Raw genomic sequence first — 4,418 nt, 5'->3', positions numbered from 1 at the left:
CGGCGCCGACCGCCGCCCCGGCCAGCGCCCCCGCCCGCAGGACGGAACGCCGGCCGAGGCCCGCGCGGGACCGGGAGGGATCGGCAGCAGAGTCGGTCATGTGACCAGGGTGGCCGATCGGCCGCCCTCTCGCCCCGGTTATCGCTGAGGCGTCATCGAGTGTTCATCCCCGGGGTCCGGCGGTCAGCGTGTGGTGGACTCGGCGGGCGCGCCGTCCTCGACCATCTGCTCGAGCTCGGAGCGTGCGGGGGTCGACAGGTACCGCGCCATCGAGTCGTCCAGCTCGCGCAGCCACGGGGTGTGATGCTCGGCGGCCATCGTGCCGGTCATGACCGAGCGGTGCGGCTTGTCGCGGTAGGTGAGGATGTTGGCGGCCTTGTCGTCCTTCCACGCGAGGAAGATCCGGACGACCTCGTCGAGGTCGAACTCCGGGTAGTCGGTCGCGTCGATGAGGTCGCGGATGTAGTCGGCCTGGAAGCGCACCTCGTCGGCGTCGCCGTCGAGCTTCTGGAAGCGGTCGCGCCAGGCGCGCATGTGCGCGGCGCGGTCCTGCGCCGACGGCAGCGGCGTGCGCCCGAGGATGAGGTCACGCACGTACCAGGCCTGCGCGTCGAACATGTTGAACGTGAACCACTGGTCCTGGGCCCCGAGGTAGTACACGCGCGGGTTCTTCTGCCACACCACGCCCCGGTACAGGCCGGCGGGGTAGATGTTGTTCGGCGACTGCAGCGCCAGGTCGGCGGGCAGGAACGGGTACTTGTGCAGGTAGCCGGTGCACAGGATCACCGCGTCGAACTCCCGCGTCTCGCCGCCGGTGAAGTGGACCGTGCTGCCCTCGAAGCGGTCGATGAGCGGCAGTTCCTCCATGCCGTCCGGCCAGTCGTAGCCGATCGGCCGGGTGCGGTAGGACATCGTCACCGAGCGGGCGCCCATCTTGAACGCCTGCACGCCGATGTCCTCGGCGGAGTAGGAGGCGCCGACGAGCAGGACCCTCTTGTCCGCCAGGTTCTCGGCGCCGCGGAAGTCGTGGGCGTGCTGGACCGAGCCGGGGAAAGTGTGGATGCCCTCGAACTCGGGCACGTTGGGGAAGCTGAAGTGTCCGGTCGCGACGATGATGCGGTCGAACTCGGAGGTGGTGGTGCGGCCCGAGCGGAGGTTCTCCACGGTCACGGTGAAGTTGTCCTGGTCGCGGTCGTAGTCCACCCAGCGCACGGTCGTGGAGAACTGCACCTTGTCCTTGACCTTCGACCGGCGCACGCGGCCGTCGATGTAGTCCCACAGCACCTCGCGCGGCGGGTAGGACGAGATCGGCCGGCCGAAGTGCTCGTCGAAGGTGTACTCGGCGAACTCCAGGGCCTCCTTGGGGCCGTTCGACCACAGGTTGCGGTACATCGAGGAGTGCACCGGCTCGCCGTACTTGTCGATCCCGCTGCGCCAGCTGTAGTTCCACTGGCCGCCCCAGTCGTCCTGCTTCTCGTAGCAGACGATCTCGGGGATCGTGGCGCCCGCGCGCTGGGCGGACTCGAAGGCCCGCAGGGCGGCGATGCCGCTGGGGCCGGCTCCGAAGATGGCGATTCGTTGATTAGACAACTACATTCCTTCCGGCCGTCACCGGCCTCTCGTTCGTCTCGGGCAGAGACGTTCGGTGGAGGCGGGGCGTCGGCGGAGGGGTCTCCGCGCGCTCCGGGCCTCGACACCGGACCATCGATCCCGCGTCGCGGCGGCGGTACGTGCGGCCTGCGGCAACGCGGCCGCGGCGCCCGTCCTGGGGCGCCGCAGGGCTCTCACCATAGCAAACGCGGTGTGTCCGCATTCCGGACGGTCCGTTCGCCCCTCCCCCGGGAGCGGCTCCGGCAATTCGTGGACAATGGTCGACATGACCCAGTTCGGAGATCTCCTCGGCCCCCCGCCCACCCGTCTGACCGGCGATCCGGAGGCGGAGGACGCCCTCGCCGCGGGCGAGGACCCCCGCACGGTCGCGGCCGACCACCCGGCGGCGTCGATCGCGTGGGCCGAGCTCGCCGAGCGCGCACTCGACGCCGGCGACGCGGTGACCGCGTACGCCTTCGCCCGCACCGGCTACCACCGCGGGCTGGACCAGCTGCGCCGCCACGGCTGGAAGGGCTTCGGCCCGGTGCCGTACGACCACGAGCCGAACCGCGGATTCCTCCGCGCGGTCGCGGCGCTGGCCCGCGCCGCGCAGTCGATCGGTGAGGAGGACGAGTACGTCCGTTGCCTGGATTTGATCAATGAGTCAGACCCGCACGCCGCCGCGCCTCTCGGCCTGGCGTGATCGTCTAGACGCCCGCGCGCTGGGCGTCTACGCCGCGCTGCCGGTTCCGCTGAGGACGCGGACCCGGCGTCTGGCGTACGCGTTCCTGCCGATCCTGCAGTGCGGCCTGGCCGCCGGGAGCGCCTGGTTCATCGCGTTCGACCTGCTGGGCCACCCCGCGCCGTTCTTCGCGCCCATCGCGGCCGCCATCGCGCTGGGCACCGGGATGGGCCGGCGGGTCCGCCGCGGCATCGAGCTGGTGATCGGCGTCGTGGTGGGCGTCGGCCTGGGCGATCTGCTCATCGCGCAGATCGGCTCCGGCCCGTGGCAGATCGCCGCGGTCGTGGTGCTGGCGATGTCGGCGGCGGTGTTCCTCGACCGGGGCGCGCTCGTGGGGACGCAGGCGGCGTCGTCGGCGATCCTCGTGGCGACGATCCTGCCGCCGGGCTCGGCGGGCGGCTACGAGCGGATGGTGGACGCCGCCGTCGGTGGTGTCGTCGCGCTGGTCGCGATGTCGCTCATCCCCGTGCACCCGCTGCGGCGCGCTCGACGCGAGGCGGCGTCGCTGCTCGGCGTGGCCTCGTCGGTCCTGGCGGAGGTCGCCGAGGGGCTGGACCGCCGCGACTCCGACCGCATCCGCGAGGCGCTCCAGGACGCCCGGGACACCCAGCCGGCGATCAACGCGGTGGAGGAGCAGCTCGCGGGGGCCCAGGAGTTGGTGCGGATCTCGCCGTTCTACCGCCGGCGCCGTCCGGAGGAGGTGGAGCTGACCCGCATCCTCAATCCGCTCGACAACGGCATCCGCAACATCCGCGTGCTGGCGCGGCGGGCGATCGTGGCCGTCGACGATCAGGTCGACGTCCCGCCCGCGCTCAGTTCGCTGCTGGCCGCGCTCGCCGACGCGGTGGAGCTGCTCGCCCAGCGGGTGGCCGCCGACCCCGACGCGCCCGGCGCCGCGAAGGTGCTCCGGGAGCTGCGCGCGGTGTCGGCGCGGGCCAAGCGGGAGCTGGTGATCGGCTCGGGTATGACCGAGACGGTGATGCTCGCGCAGATCCGGTCGATCCTCGTGGACGTGATGCAGGTGGCGGGCCTGAGCAAGATCTCGGCGCTGGCCACCCTGCCGCCCACGGTGCGGACGCCGGCCGTGTCGCCGGAGCTGCTCAAGGAGGAGTGGCCGGATTCGCCCGACCGACCCGCTCCGGAGATGCCGCCGTTCAGGGCGACACGAGCCTCCATGGCTCGGTATGACGGTAGAAGGTCGTCCTCTTGATGGCCCGCCGGCCGGTGACCCCGTCACGGGTGAGCAGGCCGGCCTCGGTGCCCAGTTGCACCGCCCGGGCCGCCACCCACTGACGGCGACGCAGCCTGCGGGGCCGGGCGGCGGTGGCCCGGACGCCGGGCAGCTCGGGTGTGGGCCGGACGGTGAGGGTGTGCGTCTCGCCGGAGAAGACCACGGTGTCGTCGGCGTAGGCCTCGCCCACGAGTCGGTCACCCTCGGGGCCGCGAACGAGGGCCTCACCGACGAGGGCGGTCCCGGTCTCGTCGCGGACGAGCGGCACCTCACGCGACGTGCCGCGGATGCCGAGCTTGGCCGCCTCCGACCCTGTCGGCAGCCCGTACGCGCGGGTGGCGGGGGTGGGCTCGTCGGCGACGTAGGCGATCTCCGCGTCGAGGTTCTCGGTCCGCAGCAGGCGGGTGAGCACCGCGGCCAATGCGGCGTCGGTGCCGCAGAGGACCAGTCGACGCCCCGGGCCCACCTCGGCCAACGCACGGTTGACCTCGTCCTTGGTCGGCACCTCGCTGACCTGGATGCGGGGGCGCTCACCGAGAACCGTCGGGACCGGGGCCGAGCCGCAGCGGATGACGATCATGACCTCCATCATGACCGCAGCTGATGGCGGGGGCGAACCTGGGGCAGGATGGAAGCGTGGTTGGACAGGCGCGCAGGATCGATCTGAACTGCGACCTCGGCGAGGCCCGCCGGGGGACGCCGCGGTGGCCCGCGTCGCTCGCACCCGGCGCCGGGCCGGATCCCGACGACGCCGCACTGTTGGACGTGGTGACGTCCGCCAACGTCGCGTGCGGCTTCCACGCAGGCAACCGGCCCACCATGATCGCCACGGCCGTCGCCGCCGCTGAGCGCGGG

General features: G+C 72.2%; 5 protein-coding genes. 3 read left to right on the top strand and 2 right to left on the bottom strand.

The genetic code is table 11. The features are described 5' to 3' along the window. Window positions 1-183 precede the first annotated feature (183 nt). Window positions 184-1,590: an NAD(P)/FAD-dependent oxidoreductase gene (locus G6030_RS10355; protein ID WP_182643061.1), complete on the bottom strand. Its 1,407-nt coding sequence runs from the start codon at window positions 1,588-1,590 to the stop codon at window positions 184-186. A gap of 286 nt (window positions 1,591-1,876) precedes the next feature. Between G6030_RS10355 and G6030_RS10350 the strand changes: the two genes are divergently transcribed. Together G6030_RS10350 and G6030_RS10345 are read left to right on the top strand one after the other, a co-directional pair. Beyond that, on the top strand, window positions 1,877-2,293 hold the full coding sequence (locus G6030_RS10350) for a DUF3151 domain-containing protein (protein WP_182643060.1): 417 nt from the start codon (window positions 1,877-1,879) through the stop codon (window positions 2,291-2,293). Beyond that, the gene (locus G6030_RS10345; protein WP_182643059.1) at window positions 2,250-3,542 is read left to right on the top strand and encodes an FUSC family protein; all 1,293 of its coding nucleotides are present in this window, start codon (window positions 2,250-2,252) and stop codon (window positions 3,540-3,542) included. Before G6030_RS10350 ends, G6030_RS10345 begins: the two co-directional genes overlap by 44 nt. On the opposite strand, the gene G6030_RS10340 is transcribed toward G6030_RS10345, so the two are convergent. After that, window positions 3,487-4,143: a hypothetical protein gene (locus G6030_RS10340; RefSeq protein WP_182643058.1), complete on the bottom strand. Its 657-nt coding sequence runs from the start codon at window positions 4,141-4,143 to the stop codon at window positions 3,487-3,489. The genes G6030_RS10345 and G6030_RS10340 overlap by 56 nt on opposite strands. A gap of 56 nt (window positions 4,144-4,199) precedes the next feature. Here G6030_RS10340 and G6030_RS10335 point away from each other — a divergent pair. Further along, window positions 4,200-4,418 (top strand): LamB/YcsF family protein (locus G6030_RS10335; protein ID WP_347238632.1); only part of this gene is annotated, 219 nt, incomplete at its 3' end.

The sequence above is a fragment of the Dietzia sp. E1 genome, assembly GCF_014145015.1.
GTDB classification, from domain to species: Bacteria; Actinomycetota; Actinomycetes; order Mycobacteriales; family Mycobacteriaceae; genus Dietzia; species Dietzia cinnamea_A.
The sequence above is the reverse complement of the archived record's forward strand: the minus strand, read 5'-3'. Positions and strand labels throughout refer to the sequence as shown.

Coding starts and splice junctions, on each gene's coding strand:
- G6030_RS10345 (WP_182643059.1), top strand. CDS start 2,250: ATGAGTCAGACCCGCACGCCGCCGCGCCTCTCGGCCTGGCGTGATCGT.
- G6030_RS10340 (WP_182643058.1), bottom strand. CDS start 4,143: ATGATCGTCATCCGCTGCGGCTCGGCCCCGGTCCCGACGGTTCTCGGT.
- G6030_RS10350 (WP_182643060.1), top strand. CDS start 1,877: ATGACCCAGTTCGGAGATCTCCTCGGCCCCCCGCCCACCCGTCTGACC.